Source organism: Catenovulum sp. SX2 (genome assembly GCF_052056295.1).
GTDB lineage: Bacteria > Pseudomonadota > Gammaproteobacteria > Enterobacterales > Alteromonadaceae > Catenovulum.
In genome coordinates this window covers 1451454-1474559 of the sequence record NZ_CP182493.1, presented here as the reverse complement: position 1 = coordinate 1474559, position 23106 = coordinate 1451454, and the positions used below count along the sequence as shown (strand labels likewise).

The following is a 23106-nucleotide window of genomic DNA, read 5'->3' as shown; positions in this document are numbered from 1 at the left end:
AAATATGGCTTAGTTCATGCCGTATTTTTTTAATTTTTTACGTAAAGTACCACGGTTGATACCTAACATGTTTGCAGCACGTGTTTGGTTGCCACGTGTGTACAACATAACTTCTTCTAATAAAGGCGCTTCAACCTCAGATAAAACGATATCGTAAAAGTTGTCGATATCTTGTCCGTTAAGTTGAGACAAGTAGTTGGTCACAGCTTGCTTAACAGATGCGCGTAATGGCTTTTGAGTTTGTTCTTGAGTTGCGGTTACTGTACCAGTCACTAATTCAGGAGAAACATTTTGTTCGAACATATTAACTACTCTTCTCTTTTAAAAGTTTGTCAAAAAATTCAACTAGGCTGTCAATTTGCCCAGTAGCACCTTCGATAGCATTAAATGCACGGCGATAGCTTTTACTATCTGGGATATGATTTAAGTACCAGCTCACATGTTTGCGGGCGAGGCGATATCCTTTCTGGTCACCGTAAAAAATATGAATGTCTTTAACATGCTGAATCACAGTGTCTGCAATTTCAGCTAGTTGTGGACCTGCTGGCGTCTTGCCATATCTTAATAAATGGACAATTTCTTGAATTAACCAAGGATTGCCCTGAGCACCGCGGCCAACCATAATGGCATCGGCGCCGGTAAAATCTTTTACTGTTAGTGCCTTTGCTGCTGTGGTGATGTCACCATTAGCAATAATAGGAATACTAACGTTTTGTTTTATTGCCGCTATGGTGGCGTATTCAGCTTCGCCTTTAAATAAACATTCGCGTGTACGGCCATGAATAGCCAACGCTTGAATGCCTTCACCTTCAGCAATTTTAGCAATTTCAATTCCATTTCTATTTTCAGGCGACCAACCGGTTCTAATTTTTAACGTAACAGGTACATCCACCGAATTAACCACAGTGCGCAATATGCGCTGGACTAATTCTGGATCTTGCAATAATGCAGAGCCTGCTAGTTTTTTGTTCACCTTTTTAGCTGGGCAGCCCATGTTAATGTCGATAATTTGCGCGCCATTTTCGACATTAAACTGCGCAGCTTGTGCTAATAATTCAGGTTCACAACCTGCTATTTGCACAGAACGTATTCCACGTTCGTTGGTTAAATCCATGCGTGATTTTGACTTGTCAGTATCCCAGACTTCTGGGTTGCTTGACTGCATCTCACCTGTTGTTAGTCCAGCCCCCATGGCTTGGCATATATGGCGAAATGGTTGATCCGTCACCCCAGCCATTGGCGCTAAAAATACTGGGTTATCTATAGTGTAAGGACCAATTTTCAACATAAACTAACTTGGTTAAAACACGACCACCTGAAAAAGGGCGGCTAGTGTACGGATTTTTTATCGCCTTGGAAAGCTTATTTTTTAAACAATTTAAAATTTTTAAATGTCAAGATATCGCAGCACATTTATCCTTAAAAAAACTGCCATGGTTGATCTAAGTTTGTAAATAAAATGCAGCAATTTGATTACGCAACCGGATCTAAACCTGAATGACTCTCTAATTTACAAGTCTAACGTCTAGCTAATATATTTAAGTTAGCCGGGTTCATTTGTGGCAAGTGCTAGAGAGCAAATAACTTGTTGGTTATAAAAAAGTATTTTTTGTAATAATGATGTGTTTATTTGATGTTTTATTTGTTTTTTATCGTTTATTATATCGCGTGTCCAATTATCAAGGCTTCTAATGTAGATCTTGAACTGGACAGAAAATTGCTTTCGATGTTTCATCGGAAGACAACAATAATAAATTTTGACTTCAAATAGGACATAAAAATGTTAACAAGGTTAATAATAATAATTACCGCGCTAGTCATATCTGGCTGTGCTTCTTTTCCTGGCGAAAAGCTAGCGAAAGTTGAATCATTACCAGATGTAAGCAGTTACAAGCAAAAACCGAAAGTAGTAATTGATCTAAAGTTATTTTCTGGCAAACCTGGTACTGAAAATGCGATAGAAATCGCACAAGCTCAACCAGAATTGCAACGTATAACTTCTAAAGTAATAGATGACGCCCAGTTGTTTGCCGATGTAAGTTATGATTCATTTGCACAAGCTGATGCTGATTATGTTATTAAATTGCACTTATATAATCACGGTGATCAAGGTGCAGCTGCAGTCATGGGCTTCTTATCTGGTTTTACATTTGGCGTTATTCCTGCCGCAGCAACAGATAAATATACGTTACAGGCAGAAGTATTCCAAAATAAGCAGTCGTTAACTACTTTGGAAAATAATGATGAAATGACGACTTGGATTGGAATTTGGTTTATTCCTATGATGGGAAATACACCACAAAAAGGATTTGAAGCAGTCTTCTCTAACATGGTTAAAGATGCATTAAATAAAATGGTTGCTGAAAAACAAATTAAATACGCTTTGTTACCGTACCCATTAAGAACTGTTAGTTAGTATTGCTGTATTAGCTTGATTAATACCAACAAAAACGCCCAGCATTGCTGGGCGTTGTTGTTTTCAAACTAAATTTTTTGGCTGAGGTTTAAATTAACCAGAATACCAAAAAGGCAACCAAGCTGCTGATGCCAAAAAATGCATATTCAATGCGTGCCATAACTAATTGGTCGCGGTCTTCTTTGCGTTCAATTGCACCTAAAACCACAAAAGTGATAAACATGGCAAGTGCTAATAACATAGCATTTACTTCTAACGCACTTAGTAAATTTTCCATCTCAATTCCAACTTAACTTGTGTTCAATCGAACGATTGAAAATTATCAATTCAAAAAACTGGCTATATTGTAATTAAGCAAAGACGTAAATGACAAGTTTTTCTCCAAAATTCAGCTGATTTAGATCAAATTAACTGCAAATGTTGAATTTTCACCTTAAAGGCGTGATCATTAACCGTTTGATTTAACACTGTGGTTGTTTGATATGGCAAAAGCGAAAGCTCAGGTAGAAATAAAAAGTTTTGGAATTTATGACCAATGGGACAAAGATGATAAAAAGTTGCCTAAGGTACAAAAATTCACTACCCAAGTGCCAGCTAAAGTAGATATCGAATTTGGTTTTGTTATTAATATTAAAAAAGCCAAAGGGCAAAAAATTCGCTACTGTATTTACCACCCTGATATCCCAGATAAAAAAGGCAATGTGATGCCACCTTTTGATGGCGAAGAATATATTCGCAACAATAATTGGGACTTTTATTTGGGGGACACAATTTGGTTGCCAATAGAAGACAAAGTTGGTGAATGGCGCATGACTATCGAAATTGATGGTAATGAAATTGCCAGTAAAACTTTTGATGTTAATTTGCCAGAATTAGATGGCGAAATTGGCTTTTGGAAAAAGCGCGGATTCTAAATGAAAAAAATCGCTATTGTGCCATACGCAGGTGCGCGTAAATGGTTGTACAAAAACGTTGAAAATATCGAAGCTTTTTACGAGCAACTTGATTTAAGCTTAGTTGACGCTGGAGATCAGGTTTATGGCATTTTAACGATAGAAGAAGCCGCTCAAGTTGTCGAGAAAGGGGCGCAGTATTTTAGTCTGAGCTGTCAGCCAAATTCTTTATTAAACGGTACCTACGAGCAATTTTTAACTGCCCAGCCTAAAATCACCAGTTTTGATATTCGCCCACAGCAAAAAGGTGTACTAACAAGTATTTATCAAGCTTTTGTCAAAAAATTAGCTGCAGGTTTAAATAGGCAGTTAGACAAACTTCGTCATTACCGCATCGCTGATTTACGTTTAGCTTTTTATGCTTTGATGACAGCTACAGGTATTGGCATATTTGCTGATGCAGTCACTGGTGTTGAGCTATTTAAAAATCATCTTGTTTATTGGTTTGGCAAAGACAAAGCTTGGTTTGAACAGTACTTTACCATTTATTGGTTAATCGAAATGTTTGCTGGTTTGATTATCTTTTTCACCGCATCCATTGGTTTACGCCACCAAGCGGCCAATTGGGTGCCATTGCGTGATGTTAAAAGGCAAGACCCAGATAGAGCTTATGCGGCAATAGTTTTAACTTTGTCGACCGGTTATCGCTTTGAGCAAAGAGATAACAAGTGGTTTTTTATTAAACAAAAGCAAATTGACCAAAACACTTCTACCAAAGCAACTGAAGTTGAGTTAACCGGCGATTTAGACCAAGACTTAATTAATCTTGAACCACTAAAAATTCAGTGGGAATTGATTTTACGTATATTGCGCAGCCAAGCGAATCATATCAATAGTAAATTAAGCCATGCAGTATTGTTAGGCACACAAGACTGCAGTATTAAAAACCGCGAAGGTTTGGTTGAACGAGTTGCCCCAGGTACTTATCCTCAAATAAAAAATGCCTTGAAGGTGTTGCAGTTATACCCTGAGTTTAGCCAAATTAAGTTTGAGCCATACCCAATACCGATTCCACCCAATGATATTGAAGCATATTACAATGCATATTTAAAAACTGCGCGTAAATGGCAGCATCAATACAAATTAGCAGAAGAAGATATGTTAATTGATATCACTGGCGGTAAGTCAGTAAATAGTGTTGGTGCTGCATTAGCAACTTTACATAATAAAATGCAGTTCCATTATGTAGACACCAATAATTTAAACGATGTATTGGTTTATCGCATGGAATTTAAGCAGCAGAAGAGTTTTCATGAATAAGCAAAAACTAATTCCGAATACTTTTGCGCTTAAATGTATTGCTGATAGCTCTATTGCATGGCCAGAGCAGCAAAATCAATTTGATAAAAATCAGTCGTATCTGGTGGTTGGCGAAGGTTCAAATATTCTGTTGTTACAAGAATTTTTTCATGGCCAGCTGATCCAAGTATCCAATAACCAGTTTGTTGTAAGTCAAACTCAAGATGCTTATATAGTTGAACTAGGTGGCGGCCTTAATTGGCATCAAACTCTAGTTCAATTACTTGAGCAGGGTATTCAAGGCGCAGAAAATCTCGCATTAATTCCAGGCACTGTAGGCGCTGCACCTGTGCAAAATATTGGTGCTTATGGGGTTGAGATATCCCAGTTTGTTGTTGCGGTCGAAGCTTATGACATTCAATTAGAACAAAGAGTCAAACTGACAGCCGAAGAGTGCCGGTTTGCATATCGCGATTCAGTCTTTAAACATCAAACTTATCAAGGCAAGAGCCGTTTTATTATCGAAACCGTCTGGCTTAAATTTGCTAAAAACGTCCAAGTAGTGACTGAATATGGTCCACTTAAGCAGTTTGCAGCGACCTATCAACAAATTCATGGAACATTGCCTTGTGCGGTTTCAGTGTTTGACGAAGTTTGCCGCATTCGCCAAAGCAAATTACCTGATCCGAAAGTTTTACCCAACGCTGGTAGCTTTTTTAAAAATCCTATTGTTGAAAAACACCATGCACAGCAGCTACAACAACAAAATGTCCATTGCGCCAATATGCCAATCTACCGCTATTCGGACAATTTAGTTAAATTGGCCGCAGGTTTTTTAATAGATAAAGCGGATTTAAAAGGTTTAGAGCACAAAGGTGCAAAGGTGCATGAACTACAAGCTTTAGTGCTGGTAAATTGTGCACAGGCAAAAGGTTCAGATATCGCTGAGCTGGCAAAAAGAGTATGCGAAAAAGTTGAGGCATATTATCAAATTAAGCTGCAACCTGAGGTGCGCTTTATTCATGAGTTTGCTGAAGTAGACGCTGTGGAATATTTAACAGGATTGGTGGAAAGCAACTAATGCAACATATGTCGTTATTAGAGGTGCTATGTGACAATAATTACCACTCAGGTGAAGATTTAGCCGCGCAATTTGATGTCAGCCGTGCAACTATCTCAAATTGGATCGGGCAAATTCGCGACTCAGGTATAGATATTCATTCAGTGCCAGGACGCGGCTATTTATTACCAGCGCATATGCAACCACTTAATTTCCAGCAGTTGCAAGCTGGGTTACCAGCAAACTTTCATTATTTGTTGTCGCGTGAAACTAACTCTACCAATGAAGAAGTTAAACAGCTATTTAAACAAAAAAAATTAGCAGCTGAAACAATAGTATTGTCGGCAACTGATAAACAAACACAAGGCCGAGGGCGACGCGGCCGCGAGTGGATTTCACCGTTTGCGCAAAACCTGTATTTTAGTTTGGGTATACAAATTAATTTACCTATGGCTGAGTTATCTGGTTTGAGTTTAGTGGTTGGTATTGCTGTGGCTAAAGCTTTACAAGCTCATCAATTAAATCCTCAGCTAAAATGGCCGAATGATGTGTATTTATCAGGCAAAAAGCTCGGTGGCATTTTAATTGAGCTAGAAGGTAACTTTGAGCCGCCTTATTCAGTAGTAATAGGTGTTGGCTTAAACGTTAATATGGTAGAAAGTGCGCAAAATATCGATCAAGCTTGGAATAGTTTAGCGCTGCACTCAGGCAACAATTGGCCACGCACCCAAGTATTAATTGATTTAGTTACCGAAATTAATCAGCAAGTTGAGCTATTTTGCCAACAAGGTTTTGCGCCATTTGCCAAATTATGGCCACATTTTGATGTCTATTTAAACCAACCGGTCAATATCGTCAGCGGCGAGCGAGTAGAGCAAGGCACGAATATAGGTGTAGACGAACGCGGGAATCTATTGTTGCAACAGCCCGACAGTATCAAAGCCATTACTGGCGGTGAAGTATCCTTGAGGCCAGCATGAGCATACTATTAGTTGACGAAGGTAATACGGCTGCGAAGTTTGTTATTGCAAGCGATGCAGGCAATAGTTTGCAAAAAGTAGAACTGACCGATATCGACAAAAGCAGTATTAACAAGATTATCTTCGCCAGTGTAAAAGCGCCCGAGCAATCAATTATTCAAGTTTTAGCGACAGAGTTTAGTTGTTCTATAACTCAAGTCGCTACGCAAAGCCAAGCTTTTGAACTGACCAATGCTTATAAAGATTACAGTCGTTTAGGGGTTGATCGCTGGTTAGCTATGTTAGGTGCACTGAATTTGTCTACTGGTGCTTGTATTGTGATTGATGCAGGTACAGCTATCACGATAGATGTTGTTGATAAGTCAGCTCAGCATTTAGGCGGTTGGATTTTGCCTAGTAGTACTTTTAGTGCGCAGGCGCTGGCTGGGCGCACAGGTAAAATTAAATTAGATATGATTACTGAAGTGAATACACAGCTTGGTAATTCAACGGAAACTTGTGTGTATAACGCTCTGTATGCCAGTCAATTAGCCTTAATTGAAAAGCTAATCAATCAGCTGTGCGGCCAACTTAATTGCCAAGCTACTGAACTGAATGTTTTTGTCACTGGCGGGGATGCTAAGATTTATGCTGAGTTACTCGCAAGCAACCCTGCAAATATAATTGTTGAACCTTATTTAGTTTTTCACGGTTTAAAGCGTTTTATACATACCCAAGCTACTTGATAGCTCTGAAACATGCATCTTCAAGTGGCTTGGGTATAAAACTAACTTGGACTGTGACTAAGGGTAAATTGTTGGACAAGCGCAGCTAAGCGTTTGCTCATATCGGTTAATTCTTGGCAAGATTGCGCAGTTGATTGAATCGATTGGTATGAGTCGCTAATGGATTCAGTAATTTGTTTAATTGCTTCTGTGACTTCTTCCGATATCGCGTATTGAGCTTGTACTTCAGAGGAAATATCCGAGTTCAATTCTGTAATACCATTAATGGCAGTCACAATTTGTTGCAATGAGTGTGTGGCTGTATCGGCTTTTTCCACTGTGATCAAGGTGCTTTGTTCGCCGCCATTAATTGCTTCTACCGCCAAAGCACTACCAGATTGCAGTGCATCTATCATACTGCGAATTTCTTCGGTCGAAAGTTGTGTTTTGGCCGCCAATGCGCGAACTTCGTCGGCAACCACGGCAAAACCGCGGCCTTGTTCACCGGCACGAGCTGCTTCAATCGCAGCATTTAATGCAAGTAAATTGGTTTGTTCGGCAATTCCACGAATCACATCCAATACACTTGAAATTTTTTGGCTATTTGTGGCCAAGTCTGCAATTACTTCATTTGCGGTGCGTACTTTAGTTGCGGTTGTGGTAACTGAGTCTTTTGCTTGAATAACTAAGCTTTGCCCCTGCTTGGCGGTTTTTTGTGTATCGCTAGCTGAGGTAATGGCGTCGCTTGCGCGGTCTGATATTTTTTCAACAGATTGGGTTAGGTTAGTGACAGACTCTAACACGCTGTTCGACTGCGCTTGTTGTACTGAAATGCTCTGCTCATTTTGCGCCATGGTTGCAGTTAATAATTCGGTGGATTGGTTGAGCTGAGTGGTTGCACTATTTACTTGATTAAGTATGCCTTCTATTTGTTGAGCAAATTGATTAAATTCATAAGCCAATTGGGTGACTTCATCTTTGCCCTGTACTGGTAGGCGTTTAGTTAAATCTTTATTGCCGCTGGCAATGTCTTTCAGTGCTTTAACAACTTGGTCGAGCGGTAGTGTGATAGAGCGAATAATTAACCCTGCGACTACACCAACAATAATGATTATGATCAAGCACAGGCCAATTTGCTCGGAAACAGCGGTTAAATAAGCGGCTTCAATATCTTGTAAATAAACGCCTGAGCCAATAACCCAGCCCCAAGGAGTAAATCCTTTAACATACGAAATTTTATCAACCGGCTCATTGCTCCCTGGAAAAGGCCACATATAAGGCACAAGCCCTTCGCCTTTTTGTTCAACTACTTTAACCATTTCGCTGAATAATCGTTTGCCGTTTGGATCTTGTGTATTTGAGATGTCTTTGCCATCTAGACTAGGTTTAGTTGGATGCATTATCATATTTGGATGCATATCGTTTATCCAAAAATAATTGCCGTCATCGTATCTCAGTACTTTGATGGCTTCGATGGCTGCTTGTTTTGCTTGGCTCTCTGTTACTAAGCCTCTTTTATAACTTAGGTAATGTTTATCGACAATTGAGTATGCAGTTTCAACTAACATACGCGTATTGTTTGCTTTAGATTGGGTGAGGGCTTGGTTTAGTTGATTGAAACTTAAACTCAGAATAAGTGCAAAACTGGCGGTAAAGAGCAGCAAAAGTATCCATAAGCGGATGGGGATGCTAAAAGTACGTAATAGTGGCAAATTCATGCAGTTGCTCGTTTATGATTATTATTGATGTTAATATGACGTATTTAAAATGTAAAAGTCAATGGCTAGGAAAAGTTTGGTAAAGGCGTTTATAAAAATAGTAAGCCATTGAATGCCTGTTAATTACTGGCATTCAGTTGAACATCTGGTTGAAATTTACGCTAAATCTGCATAATTGATGGAATTATGCACGAATAACTAAAAAAATAGATTATTTCTTAAAAAAGGGCTTGCAACGCCCAGCTGGTTTCAATAAACTGCGCTCCACTTTTGACAGGGCCGGCTTAGCTCAGTTGGTAGAGCAACTGACTTGTAATCAGTAGGTCGCCAGTTCGATTCCGGCAGCCGGCACCATCAAAAATATAGAATTCGGAGGGGTTCCCGAGTGGCCAAAGGGATCAGACTGTAAATCTGACGGCTCTGCCTTCGCTGGTTCGAATCCAGCCCCCTCCACCACGAATCACAGTTTGAGGTCTAAAGCTCAGAGCGCGGGCATCGTATAATGGCTATTACCTCAGCCTTCCAAGCTGATGATGCGGGTTCGATTCCCGCTGCCCGCTCCAAGTTTTGCTGATATAGCTCAGTTGGTAGAGCGCACCCTTGGTAAGGGTGAGGTCCCCAGTTCAAATCTGGGTATCAGCACCATCTGATTTTAGCCTCCGACCGTGGCATCAATTAAATTTATCTGACAGAGTCAGAACTAAGTTGAGGTCTGGAAAGTGGCTAAAGCAAAATTTGAACGTACTAAACCGCATGTTAACGTAGGTACAATCGGACACGTTGACCATGGTAAAACAACTCTAACTGCAGCTATTACAACAGTATTAGCTAAAGTACACGGTGGTGAAGCAAAAGACTTCGCGTCAATCGACAATGCACCAGAAGAGCGTGAGCGTGGTATTACAATCAATACTTCACACGTTGAATATGACACACCAACTCGTCACTACGCACACGTAGACTGTCCTGGACACGCGGATTATGTTAAAAACATGATCACAGGTGCTGCACAGATGGACGGCGCAATCTTAGTAGTAAGTGCTGCAGATGGTCCAATGCCACAAACACGTGAGCACATCTTGTTATCACGTCAGGTAGGTGTACCTTACATCATCGTATTCATGAACAAATGTGACATGGTAGATGACGAAGAGTTATTAGAATTAGTAGAAATGGAAGTACGTGAATTACTTTCAGAATACGATTTCCCAGGTGACGACTTACCATTAATCCAAGGTTCTGCATTAAAAGCATTACAAGGTGAAGCTGATTGGGAAGCGAAAATTGTTGAATTAGGCGAAGCTTTAGATTCATACATCCCAGAGCCAGAGCGTGACATCGACAAGCCATTCTTGATGCCAGTAGAAGACGTATTCTCAATCTCAGGTCGTGGTACAGTAGTAACAGGTCGTGTTGAGTCAGGTATCATCAATGTTGGTGACGAGATTGAAATCGTAGGTATCCGTGATACGCAAAAAACTACCTGTACTGGTGTAGAAATGTTCCGTAAATTGTTAGACGAAGGTCGTGCAGGTGAGAACATTGGTGCATTATTACGTGGTACTAAGCGTGACGACGTAGAGCGTGGTCAAGTATTATGTAAGCCAGGTTCAATCACGCCTCACACTAAGTTTGAGTCTGAAGTATACGTATTGTCAAAAGAAGAAGGTGGTCGTCATACTCCATTCTTCAAAGGTTACCGTCCACAGTTCTACTTCCGTACAACTGACGTAACTGGTGCAGTAGAGTTACCAGAAGGCGTAGAAATGGTAATGCCAGGCGACAACATCCAAATGGTAGTAGAATTGATTTCACCAATCGCGATGGACGAAGGTTTACGCTTCGCAATCCGTGAAGGTGGTCGTACCGTTGGTGCTGGCGTTGTAGCTAAAATTATCGCTTAAGATAATTGATAGTTTTGACCAAAAGCCCCGCTAAGGGGCTTTTGTGTTTTGAAAAAATTGTTTAGGGGTGTAGTTCCAATTGGTAGAACAGCGGTCTCCAAAACCGATGGTTGGGGGTTCGAGTCCCTCCGCCCCTGCCAATATTTTTAGTACCTCGCTATGCGGGGCGTTTTTGTCTGTAAACCCGGAAAAGGTTTTTACGTATGAGCGTTGAAGCAGAAAATCAAGGATCTCGTTTAGACCCTGTTAAGTGGATCTTAACTTTTGCAATCCTAAGTGCCGCTGTTGTCGGTAACTATTTATACACTGAACAAGTTTCAGTGTTGTGGCGTGCTATTGCTGTAGTTGGTGCTGTAGTGGTAGCTGGTTTAATTGCCGCACAAACGGGCAAAGGTCGTGATGCAATTGATTTTGCAAAAGAGTCACGCACTGAAGTTCGTAAAGTGATTTGGCCAACACGTGATGAAGCATGGCGTACAACTGCAATTGTATTAGTTGCAACTGTCATCATGGCACTTATCTTGTGGGGCTTAGATGGCATTATGGTACGTGCTGTATCATTTTTAACTGGATTGGGGTTATAAACTATGGCAGAACCTAAATTACGTTGGTATGTAGTTCAAGCCTTTTCTGGATATGAAGGCCGTGTTGCAACAACTTTAAAAGAGCATATTGCATTAAACCAAATGGAAGAGTTCTTTGGCGAAATATTAGTGCCAACTGAAGAAGTTGTCGAAATGCGTGCTGGCCAAAAGCGTAAAAGTGAGCGCAAATTCTTCCCAGGTTATGTATTAGTACAAATGATCATGAACGATGAGTCATGGCATTTAGTTAAAAATACCCCGCGTGTATTAGGTTTCATTGGTGGTACAAGTGATCGCCCTGCACCTATTTCTGATAAAGAAGCGCAAGCAATTTTAAATAGATTACAAGAGTCACACGACAAGCCGCGTCCGAAAACATTGTTCGAGCCGGGTGAAGTTGTTCGTGTTACTGAAGGCCCATTCGCCGACTTCAACGGTGTTGTTGAAGAAGTGGATTACGAAAAGAGCCGCTTAAAAGTTTCTGTATTGATATTCGGTCGTTCAACACCAGTTGAACTAGAATTCTCACAGGTTGAAAAAGGCTAAGGATTAACCTATAATCCGCGCCCTGATTTTTGATTGGGAAGCCGTGAAGTAAATGTCCTCGCATTTACAAGGCGTTTGACCCTACTATTGAGGTAATTAAAATGGCTAAAAAAGTACAAGCCCTAGTTAAGTTGCAAGTTGCAGCTGGTATGGCTAACCCGAGTCCACCAGTGGGCCCAGCTTTGGGTGCACAAGGTGTAAACATCATGGAATTCTGTAAAGCGTTTAACGCAAAAACAGAAAGCTTAGAAAAAGGCTCTCCAGTTCCTGTTGTTATTACAGTTTATAACGATCGTTCTTTTACGTTCGAAACTAAAACTCCACCTGCTTCTTTCTTATTGAAAAAAGCTGCAGGCATCAAGAGTGGTTCTGCTAAGCCGCACGTTGACAAAGTTGGTAAAGTTACCCGTGCTCAATTAGAAGAAATCGCAAAAGCTAAAGAGCCTGACTTAACTGCTGCTGACTTAGACGCAGCTGTAAATACAATTGCTGGCTCTGCGCGCAGCATGGGCTTAGTGGTGGAGGGCTAATCAATGGCTAAATTAAGTAAAAAAGCTCGCGCTATCCGCGAAAAAGTAGACGTTACCAAACAATATGAAATCAACGAAGCTGTTGCTTTATTAAAAGAATTCGCGACTGCAAAATTCGTTGAAAGCGTAGACGTTGCTGTAAACCTTGGTATTGACGCTCGTAAATCTGATCAAAACGTACGTGGTGCTACAGTATTACCACACGGTACTGGTCGTACAGTACGTGTTGCTGTATTCACTCAAGGTGCAAATGCAGAAGCTGCTAAAGAAGCTGGTGCTGACATCGTTGGTATGGAAGATTTAGCTGAGCAAGTTAAAAAAGGTGAATTAGACTTTGACGTTGTTGTTGCTTCTCCTGATGCAATGCGTGTTGTTGGTCAATTAGGTACTATCTTAGGTCCACGTGGTTTAATGCCTAACCCTAAAACTGGTACTGTAACACCTAACGTTGCTGACGCTGTTAAAAATGCTAAAGCTGGTCAGGTTCGTTACCGCAACGACAAGAACGGTATCGTTCATTCAACTATAGGTAAAGCTGATTTCAGCGAAGCTCAGTTGAAAGAAAACTTAGAAGCTTTAATCATCGCATTGAAAAAAGCTAAACCAGCACAAGCTAAAGGTCAGTACATAGCTAAAGTTAGCTTATCTACTACTATGGGCGCTGGTTTACAAGTTGATCAAGCTAGCTTGACAACTGTAACTGCTTAATAGTTGCACTAAAAGCTTTACTTGGCCGCGAAGTTTGGTTAAACTTCGCGGCCAAATTTAAGGTCGTGCCGTAAGGCTCACGTCCAAGACCGTAGGGGCAATTCAGATAAATATCTGAATTACTTAATTATCCTACGTAGACGGTGAAGGAACCTCGAAGATTTAATCCTCTTCTGGACCTAATCCGTAAATCACGCCCAAGGCATTGTTGTTTTGGGGTTATTTTAATCTAGATTATATCTAGGATATCCAGGAGTTACACTAATGGCATTAGGACTCGCAGGCAAAAAAGAAATTGTCGCTCAAGTCAACGAAGCTGCCAAAGGTGCACTTTCTGCAGTTGTTGCTGACTCTCGTGGTGTTACAGTAGATGCTATGACGACTTTGCGTAAGCAAGCTCGTGAAGCAGGCGTTCAACTTCAAGTTGTTCGTAATACATTAGCACGTCGCGCGGTAGAAGGCACTGACTACGAATGTTTAACTGAACTATTCGTAGGTCCAACTTTGATTGCATTCTCAAACGAGCACCCAGGTGCGGCAGCTCGTATCTTGAAAGAGTTTGCTAAATCGAACAAAGCGTTCGAAATCAAAGGTGCTGCGTTTGAAGGTGCAGTTGCTGACGTAGAAGTTTTAGCATCATTGCCAACTTACGAAGAAGGTTTGGCGAAGTTGATGAGCTGTATGAAAGAAGCAGCGGCTGGCAAACTTGTTCGTACAATTGCAGCTATTCGCGATCAGAAAGAACAAGCTGCTTAATTTTAAGTGCGGCTTGAATTTACATTAGTTTAAAAATTATTTATTAGGATTAGAGATTATGTCTATCACTAAAGACCAAATCATTGAAGCTATTGCAGAAATGTCTGTAATGGATGTTGTAGAATTAGTTTCTGCAATGGAAGAAAAATTCGGCGTATCTGCAGCTGCAGCTGTAGTTGCTGGTCCTGCTGGCGCTGGTGAAGCTGCTGAAGAGAAAACTGAATTTGACGTTATTCTTAAAGCTGCTGGTGCTAACAAAGTTGCTGTTATCAAAGCAGTACGTGGCGCGACTGGCTTAGGTCTTAAAGAAGCTAAAGGTTTGGTTGACGGCGCTCCTGCTCCAATCAAAGAAGCTGCTTCTAAAGAAGAAGCTGAAGAACTTAAGAAAGCACTTGAAGAAGCTGGTGCTGAAGTTGAAGTTAAATAAGCTGTTTTCTAACAGTTTATTCGCCTTAACAGGCAAGGGCTGGTGCTTTAAAAGCACCGGCCTTTTTGCGCTATAGAGCTTTGCGCTAAATAAGCTCACCAAAAGTCGATTTTGATTATAGGTTTTAACAGTCCGTATAACTGTTAAATCATCGAATCAGCAAGCTGAGGAACCCCATGGCTTATTCTTATACCGAAAAGAAACGCATTCGTAAGGATTTTGGTAAGCGTCCACAGGTTCTGGATGTACCGTACTTACTTTCCATCCAGTTAGACTCTTTCCGAAAATTTATAGATGCAGACCCAGATGGTCAATACGGTCTGGAAGCTGCTTTCCGCTCTGTATTCCCTATCGTTAGTTATTCTGGTAGCGCTGAATTACAGTATGTTAGTTACCACTTGGGCGAACCCGTATTTGATGTTAAAGAATGTCAAGTCAGAGGTGTCACCTACTCTGCGCCATTACGCGTAAAACTCAGACTTGTTTTATACGATAAAGAAGCACCGGCTGGTACGATTAAAGACATCAAAGAACAAGAAGTATATATGGGTGAAATCCCTCTGATGACAGATAACGGTACTTTCGTTATCAATGGTACAGAGCGGGTAATCGTATCTCAATTACACAGATCGCCAGGTGTATTCTTTGACCACGATAAAGGTAAAACACACTCTTCAGGTAAAGTGTTATATAACGCACGTGTTATTCCTTACCGTGGTTCATGGTTGGATTTTGAATTCGATCCAAAAGATAACTTATTTGTGCGTATTGACCGTCGTCGTAAATTACCTGCGACTATCATTTTACGTGCATTAGATTACAGCGCAGAACAAATCTTAGATTTATTCTTCGAATCTGTAACTTTCGAAATTAAAGACGCTAGCTGTTTAATGCAATTAGTACCTGAGCGTTTATTAGGTGAAACGGCTGCGTTTGATATTGTAGGTGCAGACAGCGAAGTATTAGTTGAAAAAGGTCGCCGCATTACTGCGCGCCACATTCGTCAACTCGCTAAAGCTGACATTACCGAATTAGAAGTTCCGGTTGAATATTTAATCGGTAAGATTTTGAAAAAATCTTACATTGATGAGTCAACTGGCGAAGTGATCGCAGAAGCAAACTCTGAATTAACTTTAGAGCTTTTAGCTGAGTTAAGTAAAGCAGGTCATAAATCATTAGAAACGCTTTATATTAACGATTTAGATCACGGTTCTTATATTTCAGAAACCTTACGTGTAGACTCAACAACGAATCGCTTAGAAGCATTAGTTGAAATTTACCGCATGATGCGTCCTGGTGAGCCACCAACACGCGAAGCTGCTGAAGCATTATTCGAAAACTTATTCTTCAACGACGAGCGTTATGACTTATCAAGCGTAGGTCGTATGAAGTTTAACCGTCGTGTTCAACGCGAAGAATTAGTTGGTGAAGGTACACTTTCAAATCAAGACATTACTGATGTAATGAAAACCTTGATCGACATTCGTGATGGTAAAGGCGAAGTGGATGATATCGACCACTTAGGTAACCGTCGTATCCGTAGTGTTGGTGAAATGGCTGAAAACCAATTCCGTGTTGGTTTAGTTCGTGTTGAACGTGCAGTGAAAGAGCGTTTAAGCTTAGGTGATTTAGAAAACTTAACACCACAAGATTTAATCAACGCTAAGCCAATTTCTGCAGCGGTTAAAGAATATTTCGGTTCTAGCCAATTATCACAATTTATGGACCAAAATAACCCATTGTCAGAAGTTACGCATAAACGTCGTATTTCTGCATTAGGTCCAGGTGGTTTAACCCGTGAGCGCGCTGGCTTTGAAGTACGTGACGTACATCCAACTCACTACGGTCGTTTATGTCCAATCGAAACGCCTGAGGGTCCAAACATCGGTTTGATCAACTCATTAGCAAGCTATGCGCGTACTAATGATTTTGGTTTCTTAGAGACGCCTTACCGTAAAGTTGTTGATGGTCAAGTAACTGACGAGATTGAATACTTGTCAGCTATTGAAGAAGGCAACCACGTAATCGCGCAGGCGAGTGCTGCGACGGATGAAAACGGTCGTTTAACCGATGAATTGGTAAACTGTCGTTACAAAAACGAATTTACTTTAATGAATTCTGAAGACGTTCGTTATATGGACGTGTCACCACAACAAATCGTATCTGTTGCTGCGTCATTGATTCCGTTCTTAGAACACGATGATGCTAACCGTGCATTAATGGGTTCGAACATGCAACGTCAAGCTGTACCTACATTACGTGCTGATAAGCCGTTAGTTGGTACTGGTGTTGAAAAAACAGTAGCAATCGATTCTGGTGTAACTGTTGTTGCTAAACGTGGTGGTGTAATCGACTATGTTGATGCTGGCCGTATCGTAGTTAAAGTTAACGAATCTGAAACTGTACCGGGTGAAGCTGGTATTGATATCTACAACTTAACTAAATACACACGTTCTAACCAGAATACTTGTATTAACCAACGCCCAACTGTAGAAATGGGTGTGCCTGTAGTGCGTGGCGACGTATTAGCTGATGGTCCTTCAACTGACTTAGGTGAGTTGGCGTTAGGTCAAAACATGCGTATCGCCTTCATGCCTTGGAATGGTTATAACTTTGAGGATTCAATCCTAGTTTCTGAGCGTGTTGTTGACGAAGACAGATTTACCACAATCCATATTCAAGAATTAAGCTGTATCGCACGTGATACTAAATTAGGTCCAGAAGAAATTACTTCTGATATTCCTAATGTTGGTGAATCTGCTTTATCTAAGCTTGATGAATCTGGTGTTGTTTATATCGGTGCCGAAGTTAAAGGTGGTGACATCCTTGTAGGTAAAGTAACACCTAAAGGTGAAACCCAATTAACCCCAGAAGAGAAGCTCCTAAGAGCTATCTTCGGTGAAAAAGCATCAGATGTTAAGGATAGCTCATTACGTGTACCAAACAGTGTTAGTGGCACAGTAATTGATGTTCAAGTATTCACGCGTGACGGTGTTGAAAAAGACCAACGTGCGAAAGAAATTGAACAGATGCAAGTTGCTGAGGTTAAGAAAGACCTTTCAACTGAAATGAAGATTTTAGAAGATGACATCTTCGCTCGTGCGCGTGCTTTATTACTAAGAGCAGGCATCGCAGAATCTGTATTAGATTCATTAGACAGAGCTAAGTGGTTCAAACAAAGTTTAGCAGAAGAAGAACTTCAAGAAGAGCTTGAGCAAATTGCTGAGCAATACGAAGAGACTCGCGCTGAATTTGATAAGAAATTAGAAGAAAAACGTCGCAAGATCACTCAAGGTGATGACCTAGCGCCTGGCGTACTTAAAATTGTTAAAGTATACCTTGCGGTTAAGCGTCAAATTCAACCTGGTGATAAAATGGCGGGTCGTCACGGTAACAAAGGTGTTATCTCGACAATTCTTCCAATTGAAGATATGCCGTACGATGAAAATGGTGAAGCTGTTGACATAGTACTTAACCCATTGGGTGTACCATCACGTATGAACGTGGGGCAGATCTTAGAAACTCACTTAGGTGCGGCTGCACGTGGTATTGGTCGCAAGATCAATGAGCTTTTAGCTGAGCAACGTGAATTGCACGAGTTACGTAATTATTTACAAGAAGTTTATAACGTTGGTGGTGGACAACAAGTTGTTGACATCGCAAGCTTTAGCGATGAAGAAGTTCGTCGTTTAGCTAGCCACTTGAAAGCTGGTTTACCAGTTGCAACACCTGTATTTGATGGTGCGAAAGAGGCTGAAATTAAACAACTTCTTACTTTAGCTGGATTACCAACAAGTGGTCAAATTCAGTTATACGATGGCCGTACTGGCAACCCATTTGAGCGTAAAGTAACTGTTGGTTACATGTACATGCTGAAATTGAATCACTTGGTTGATGACAAAATGCATGCACGTTCAACTGGTTCTTATAGTCTTGTTACGCAACAACCATTGGGTGGTAAAGCTCAATTCGGTGGTCAGCGTTTCGGTGAGATGGAAGTGTGGGCATTAGAAGCTTACGGTGCATCTTACACGTTACAAGAAATGTTGACGGTTAAGTCGGATGACGTTAACGGTCGTACTAAGATGTATAAGAACATCGTAGATGGTAACCATAAAATGGAACCAGGCATGCCTGAGTCGTTCAACGTATTGTTGAAAGAAATCCGTTCATTGGGTATCAATATAGAGTTGGAAGAAGAATAAACTTCGACGGCTAAGGCGAGAGCAGCGGTGTAAACCGCTGCTTAGGATTTTAACTCCGAGTGGAGAATCAGCGTGAAAGACTTACTGAAGTTTCTCAAGCAGCAGAATAAAACTGAAGAATTTGACAGTATCAAGATTGGTTTAGCGTCACCAGACATGATCCGTTCATGGTCTTTTGGTGAAGTTAAAAAACCAGAAACTATCAACTACCGTACTTTCAAACCTGAAAGAGACGGTTTGTTCTGTGCGCGTATTTTTGGTCCTGTAAAAGATTACGAATGTTTGTGTGGTAAATACAAACGTCTTAAGCACCGTGGTGTTATTTGTGAAAAATGTGGCGTTGAAGTTACGTTAACTAAAGTGCGTCGTGAGCGCATGGGTCACATTGAATTAGCAAGCCCAGTTGCACATATTTGGTTCTTAAAATCTTTACCGTCTCGTATCGGTTTAATGTTAGATATGACATTACGTGATATTGAGCGTGTATTGTACTTTGAATCATTCGTAGTAACTGAGCCTGGCATGACTTCGTTAGAGCGCAGCCAGTTATTAAATGAAGAAGATTATTTAGACGCATTAGAAGAGTACGGTGATGAGTTTGAAGCTAAGATGGGTGCTGAGGCTATCTTAGATTTATTACGCCATATCGATTTAGCTCAACAAATCAAAGAAATGCGTGAAGAGTTACCAGAAACTAACTCTGAAACTAAACGTAAAAAAATCACTAAACGTTTGAAGTTAATGGAAGCTTTCCATCAGTCTGGCAATGATCCGATTTGGATGATCATGACTGTGTTACCAGTTCTTCCACCAGATTTACGCCCATTAGTACCTTTGGACGGTGGTCGTTTCGCAACTTCAGATCTAAACGATTTATATCGTCGTGTTATTAACCGTAATAACCGTTTGAAACGTTTATTAGACCTAGCTGCACCTGACATTATCGTACGTAATGAAAAACGTATGTTACAAGAAGCAGTAGACGCATTATTAGATAATGGTCGTCGTGGTCGTGCTATTACAGGTTCTAACAAACGTCCGTTAAAATCTTTGGCAGACATGATCAAAGGTAAACAAGGTCGTTTCCGTCAAAACTTATTGGGTAAACGTGTTGACTACTCAGGCCGTTCTGTAATTACAGTTGGTCCTACTTTGCGTTTACATCAATGTGGTTTACCGAAAAAAATGGCATTGGAATTATTCAAGCCTTTCATCTACGGTAAATTAGAACTTCGTGGTTTAGCTACAACTATTAAAGCTGCTAAGAAATTAGTAGAGCGCGAAGCACCAGAGGTTTGGGACGTATTAGACGAAGTAATTCGTGAACATCCAGTATTATTAAACCGTGCACCAACACTTCACAGATTAGGTATTCAAGCATTTGAACCTGTATTAATTGAAGGTAAAGCAATCCATTTACACCCGTTAGTTTGTGCTGCGTACAACGCTGACTTCGACGGTGACCAAATGGCGGTACACGTACCATTAACGTTAGAAGCGCAATTAGAAGCGCGTGCGTTAATGATGTCTACCAACAACATTTTATCACCTGCGAATGGTGAGCCGATTATCGTTCCTTCGCAAGACGTTGTATTAGGTTTGTACTATATGACGCGCGACAAGATCAACGGTAAAGGTGAAGGTACTGTATTTAAAGACGCAAAAGAAGCTGAAAAAGCATACCGTACTGGTGCTGTTGAATTACACACTCGTTGTAAAGTTCGTTTAACGCAAACTTTATTCGATGACAATGGCGAAGAAGTAACTACAACTTCAATCATTGATACTACAGCAGGCCGTGCAATTTTGTCGTTAATTTTACCTAAAGGTATGCCGTTCGACATTATTAACCAAGCTATGGGTAAGAAGCAGATTTCACGTTTGTTGAATACTTCATACCGTCAGTTAGGTTTGAAAGACACTGTCATTTTTGCTGACCAAATTATGTATACAGGTTTCCATTACGCAATGCTTTCAGGTGCTTCTGTTGGTATTGATGACATGGTTATCCCTGAAGCGAAAAAAGCAATTGTTGATGAAGCTGAAGCTGAAGTAAGTGAAATTCAAGAGCAGTTCCAAACAGGTCTTGTAACAGCTGGTGAGAAATATAACAAAATCATCGATATTTGGTCTTCTGCTAACGAACGTGTAGCTAAGTCAATGATGGATAACTTATCTAAAGATACAGTTATCAATGCTAAAGGCGAAGAAGAAGAGCAAGCTAGCTTTAACTCTATCTATATGATGGCTGACTCTGGTGCTCGTGGTAGCCCGGCGCAGATTCGTCAGTTAGCTGGTATGCGTGGTTTGATGGCAAAACCGGACGGTTCAATCATCGAAACACCAATTATCGCGAACTTCCGCGAAGGTCTAAACGTACTACAGTACTTTATTTCAACGCATGGTGCGCGTAAAGGTTTGGCCGATACGGCACTTAAAACCGCTAACTCAGGTTACTTGACGCGTCGTTTAGTTGACGTTGCACAAGACATGGTGGTAATGGGTGTAGACTGTGGTACTGAAAATGGTACTTGGATGCGTCCGTTAATCGAAGGTGGTGACGTTGTTGAACCACTTCGTGAGCGTGTATTGGGTCGTGTTGTAGCTGAAGACGTAATTGGTCCTGATGGCGAAGTATTGATTGCACGTAATGTGATGATCGACGAAGGCTTGTGTGACTTATTAGAAGTTAATTCGGTTGACGAAGTAAAAGTTCGTTCAGTAATTACTTGTAACAATGACTATGGTGTTTGTAGTAACTGTTATGGCCGTGACTTAGCACGTGGTCATATTATTAACCAAGGTGAAGCGGTTGGTGTTATTGCAGCACAGTCAATCGGTGAGCCTGGTACTCAGTTAACCATGCGTACCTTCCACATCGGTGGTGCGGCATCTAGAGCATCGGCTGAAAACAGCGTTCAAGTAAAAACTGATGGTTCAATCAAATTAGCAAAAGCTAAATTTGTAACCAATGCTGATGGCAACATTGTTATTACTTCACGTTCAAGTGAATTAACCGTAATTGACGAACAAGGTCGCCAAAAAGAACGCTATAAAATTCCTTACGGTGCCGTATTAAATAAAGCTGACGGTGATGCAGTTACAGCAGGCGAAACAATCGCTAACTGGGACCCGCATACTCACCCAATTATCACTGAGGTAGTGGGTAAAGTTCAGTTTGCTGACATGGTTGATGGTGTAACTATTACTCGTCAAACAGACGAATTAACTGGTCTATCTAGCATAGTGGTTATTGATCCTAAAGATCGTACCGGTGCGGGTAAAGAAATGCGTCCAGCGATTCGTTTAGTCGATGAGAAAGGTCAAGCGGTTAACATGAGCGGTACTGATATGCCAGCTCAATACTTCTTACCTGGTAGTGCGTTAATTAACCTTGAAGACGGCGCTATGGTTCACTCGGGTGATGCGTTAGCGCGTATTCCTCAAGAGAGCTCAAAAACTCGTGATATCACGGGTGGTCTACCACGCGTAGCTGACTTGTTTGAAGCACGTAAACCTAAAGATCCAGCAATTCTTGCGGAAATTTCAGGTACAGTTTCTTTCGGTAAAGAAACTAAAGGTAAACGTCGATTAATTATCACGGCTGAAGCTGGTGTTCAACACGAAGAGATGATCCCTAAATGGCGTCAATTAAACGTGTTTGAAGGTGAACAAGTTGAACGTGGTGAGGTTATTGCCGACGGTCCGGAATCTCCACACGACATTTTACGTTTACGTGGTATTCAAGACGTATGTAACTATATCGTTAACGAAGTACAAGAAGTTTATCGTTTACAAGGTGTAAAAATTAACGATAAACACATCGAAGTTATCGTCCGTCAAATGTTACGTAAGTGCGAAATCACTCAAAGCGGTGATACTCAGTTCTTAGCTGGTGAAACAGCTGAAGTAGCTGTGGTAAATATCGCTAACCGTGAAATGGTTGAACAAGGCAAAGAAGGTGCTAAGTACGAATACCAATTATTGGGTATCACTAAAGCATCACTTTCAACTGAATCATTTATTTCAGCAGCGTCGTTCCAAGAAACGACACGTGTATTAACTGAAGCAGCAGTAAGTGGTAAAAACGATGACTTACGTGGCTTGAAAGAAAACGTAATTGTTGGTCGCTTAATTCCAGCTGGTACTGGTTTTGCGTATCACCAAAAACGTCAAGCTAAACGTAACAATGCGTTAGAGCCAGTTGTTGATACTTCAGTAACGGCTGATGAAGCAGAACGTGCATTAACCGATGCACTTAACGCTGATTTCAACAATGATGCAGAATAAAGTTTAGTGATTTAACCCGAATGCCGTTAAATGTCGGCAAGATTTCGGGTTTTCATTGACAGTTCATTCCTTGAACATTAAAATTC

The 23106-nt window shown here is 40.8% G+C and carries 19 protein-coding genes and 5 tRNA genes; 20 read left to right on the top strand and 4 right to left on the bottom strand.

Annotated features, from left to right (window positions below; all coding sequences use genetic code 11):
• Positions 1-9: 9 nt before the first annotated feature.
• Together fis and dusB are read right to left on the bottom strand one after the other, a co-directional pair.
• Complete coding sequence (fis, locus tag ACMZOO_RS06275; protein ID WP_016954141.1) at positions 10-303, bottom strand: DNA-binding transcriptional regulator Fis; 294 nt, start codon at positions 301-303, stop codon at positions 10-12.
• 1 nt (position 304) lies between these two features.
• Positions 305-1285, bottom strand: coding sequence for a tRNA dihydrouridine synthase DusB (dusB, locus tag ACMZOO_RS06270; RefSeq protein ID WP_440906287.1), 981 nt, complete (start codon positions 1283-1285; stop codon positions 305-307).
• Between the two features lie 495 nt (positions 1286-1780).
• Here dusB and ACMZOO_RS06265 point away from each other — a divergent pair, with 495 nt between their 5' ends.
• Complete coding sequence (locus ACMZOO_RS06265; RefSeq protein ID WP_440905853.1) at positions 1781-2416, top strand: hypothetical protein; 636 nt, start codon at positions 1781-1783, stop codon at positions 2414-2416.
• An 88-nt stretch (positions 2417-2504) separates the two neighbouring features.
• Here ACMZOO_RS06265 and ACMZOO_RS06260 read toward each other — a convergent pair whose 3' ends face one another.
• Positions 2505-2693, bottom strand: coding sequence for a hypothetical protein (locus tag ACMZOO_RS06260; RefSeq protein ID WP_016954144.1), 189 nt, complete (start codon positions 2691-2693; stop codon positions 2505-2507).
• 205 nt (positions 2694-2898) lie between these two features.
• On the opposite strand from ACMZOO_RS06260, the gene ACMZOO_RS06255 reads away from it, so the two are divergent.
• Genes ACMZOO_RS06255 through ACMZOO_RS06235 form a run of 5 tightly spaced genes read left to right on the top strand, consistent with a single transcriptional unit; the run spans position 2899 to position 7373 of the window.
• A complete protein-coding gene (locus ACMZOO_RS06255) occupies positions 2899-3330 on the top strand; it encodes a DUF3859 domain-containing protein (RefSeq protein WP_440905852.1) in 432 nt (143 codons plus the stop codon).
• Complete coding sequence (locus ACMZOO_RS06250) at positions 3331-4629, top strand: CRISPR-associated protein Csx16 (protein WP_440905851.1); 1299 nt, start codon at positions 3331-3333, stop codon at positions 4627-4629.
• On the top strand, positions 4622-5689 hold the full coding sequence (murB, locus tag ACMZOO_RS06245; protein WP_440905850.1) for a UDP-N-acetylmuramate dehydrogenase: 1068 nt from the start codon (positions 4622-4624) through the stop codon (positions 5687-5689). Before ACMZOO_RS06250 ends, murB begins: the two co-directional genes overlap by 8 nt.
• Entirely contained in the window at positions 5689-6648 is a 960-nt protein-coding gene (locus ACMZOO_RS06240) for a biotin--[acetyl-CoA-carboxylase] ligase (protein WP_440905849.1), read from the top strand. Before murB ends, ACMZOO_RS06240 begins: the two co-directional genes overlap by 1 nt.
• Positions 6645-7373, top strand: a complete 729-nt coding sequence (locus ACMZOO_RS06235; protein WP_440905848.1) for a type III pantothenate kinase — start codon at positions 6645-6647, stop codon at positions 7371-7373. Before ACMZOO_RS06240 ends, ACMZOO_RS06235 begins: the two co-directional genes overlap by 4 nt.
• 41 nt (positions 7374-7414) lie before the next feature.
• Here the strand turns inward: ACMZOO_RS06235 and ACMZOO_RS06230 are convergent, their stop codons facing one another.
• Entirely contained in the window at positions 7415-9070 is a 1656-nt protein-coding gene (locus ACMZOO_RS06230) for a methyl-accepting chemotaxis protein (protein WP_440905847.1), read from the bottom strand.
• A gap of 278 nt (positions 9071-9348) precedes the next feature.
• Here ACMZOO_RS06230 and ACMZOO_RS06225 point away from each other — a divergent pair.
• The 14 genes from ACMZOO_RS06225 (at position 9349) to rpoC (ending at position 23020) form a co-directional block, all read left to right on the top strand.
• A tRNA-Thr gene (locus tag ACMZOO_RS06225) sits at positions 9349-9424 on the top strand.
• A gap of 17 nt (positions 9425-9441) precedes the next feature.
• Positions 9442-9526, top strand: a tRNA-Tyr gene (locus tag ACMZOO_RS06220).
• 32 nt (positions 9527-9558) lie between these two features.
• A tRNA-Gly gene (locus ACMZOO_RS06215) sits at positions 9559-9633 on the top strand.
• A gap of 6 nt (positions 9634-9639) precedes the next feature.
• A tRNA-Thr gene (locus ACMZOO_RS06210) sits at positions 9640-9715 on the top strand.
• Between the two features lie 74 nt (positions 9716-9789).
• Complete coding sequence (tuf, locus tag ACMZOO_RS06205; RefSeq protein ID WP_440905840.1) at positions 9790-10974, top strand: elongation factor Tu; 1185 nt, start codon at positions 9790-9792, stop codon at positions 10972-10974.
• Between the two features lie 63 nt (positions 10975-11037).
• Positions 11038-11114: transfer RNA gene (locus ACMZOO_RS06200), tRNA-Trp, on the top strand.
• A gap of 63 nt (positions 11115-11177) precedes the next feature.
• Positions 11178-11558 (top strand): preprotein translocase subunit SecE, encoded by a 381-nt coding sequence (gene secE, locus ACMZOO_RS06195; protein WP_016954287.1) that lies wholly within the window; start codon positions 11178-11180, stop codon positions 11556-11558.
• A 3-nt stretch (positions 11559-11561) separates the two neighbouring features.
• A complete protein-coding gene (gene nusG / locus ACMZOO_RS06190; protein WP_016954288.1) occupies positions 11562-12104 on the top strand; it encodes a transcription termination/antitermination protein NusG in 543 nt (180 codons plus the stop codon).
• 101 nt (positions 12105-12205) lie between these two features.
• Complete coding sequence (rplK, locus tag ACMZOO_RS06185) at positions 12206-12634, top strand: 50S ribosomal protein L11 (protein ID WP_016954289.1); 429 nt, start codon at positions 12206-12208, stop codon at positions 12632-12634.
• Positions 12635-12637: 3 nt separating this feature from the next.
• Complete coding sequence (rplA, locus tag ACMZOO_RS06180) at positions 12638-13342, top strand: 50S ribosomal protein L1 (protein WP_440905846.1); 705 nt, start codon at positions 12638-12640, stop codon at positions 13340-13342.
• Between the two features lie 264 nt (positions 13343-13606).
• Positions 13607-14098: a 50S ribosomal protein L10 gene (gene rplJ, locus ACMZOO_RS06175; RefSeq protein WP_440905845.1), complete on the top strand. Its 492-nt coding sequence runs from the start codon at positions 13607-13609 to the stop codon at positions 14096-14098.
• Positions 14099-14156: 58 nt separating this feature from the next.
• Positions 14157-14525, top strand: a complete 369-nt coding sequence (gene rplL / locus ACMZOO_RS06170; RefSeq protein WP_440905844.1) for a 50S ribosomal protein L7/L12 — start codon at positions 14157-14159, stop codon at positions 14523-14525.
• A 176-nt stretch (positions 14526-14701) separates the two neighbouring features.
• Positions 14702-18730: a DNA-directed RNA polymerase subunit beta gene (gene rpoB / locus ACMZOO_RS06165; RefSeq protein WP_440905843.1), complete on the top strand. Its 4029-nt coding sequence runs from the start codon at positions 14702-14704 to the stop codon at positions 18728-18730.
• Between the two features lie 72 nt (positions 18731-18802).
• Positions 18803-23020, top strand: a complete 4218-nt coding sequence (rpoC, locus tag ACMZOO_RS06160) for a DNA-directed RNA polymerase subunit beta' (RefSeq protein ID WP_440905842.1) — start codon at positions 18803-18805, stop codon at positions 23018-23020.
• The last annotated feature ends 86 nt before the right edge of the window (positions 23021-23106 follow it).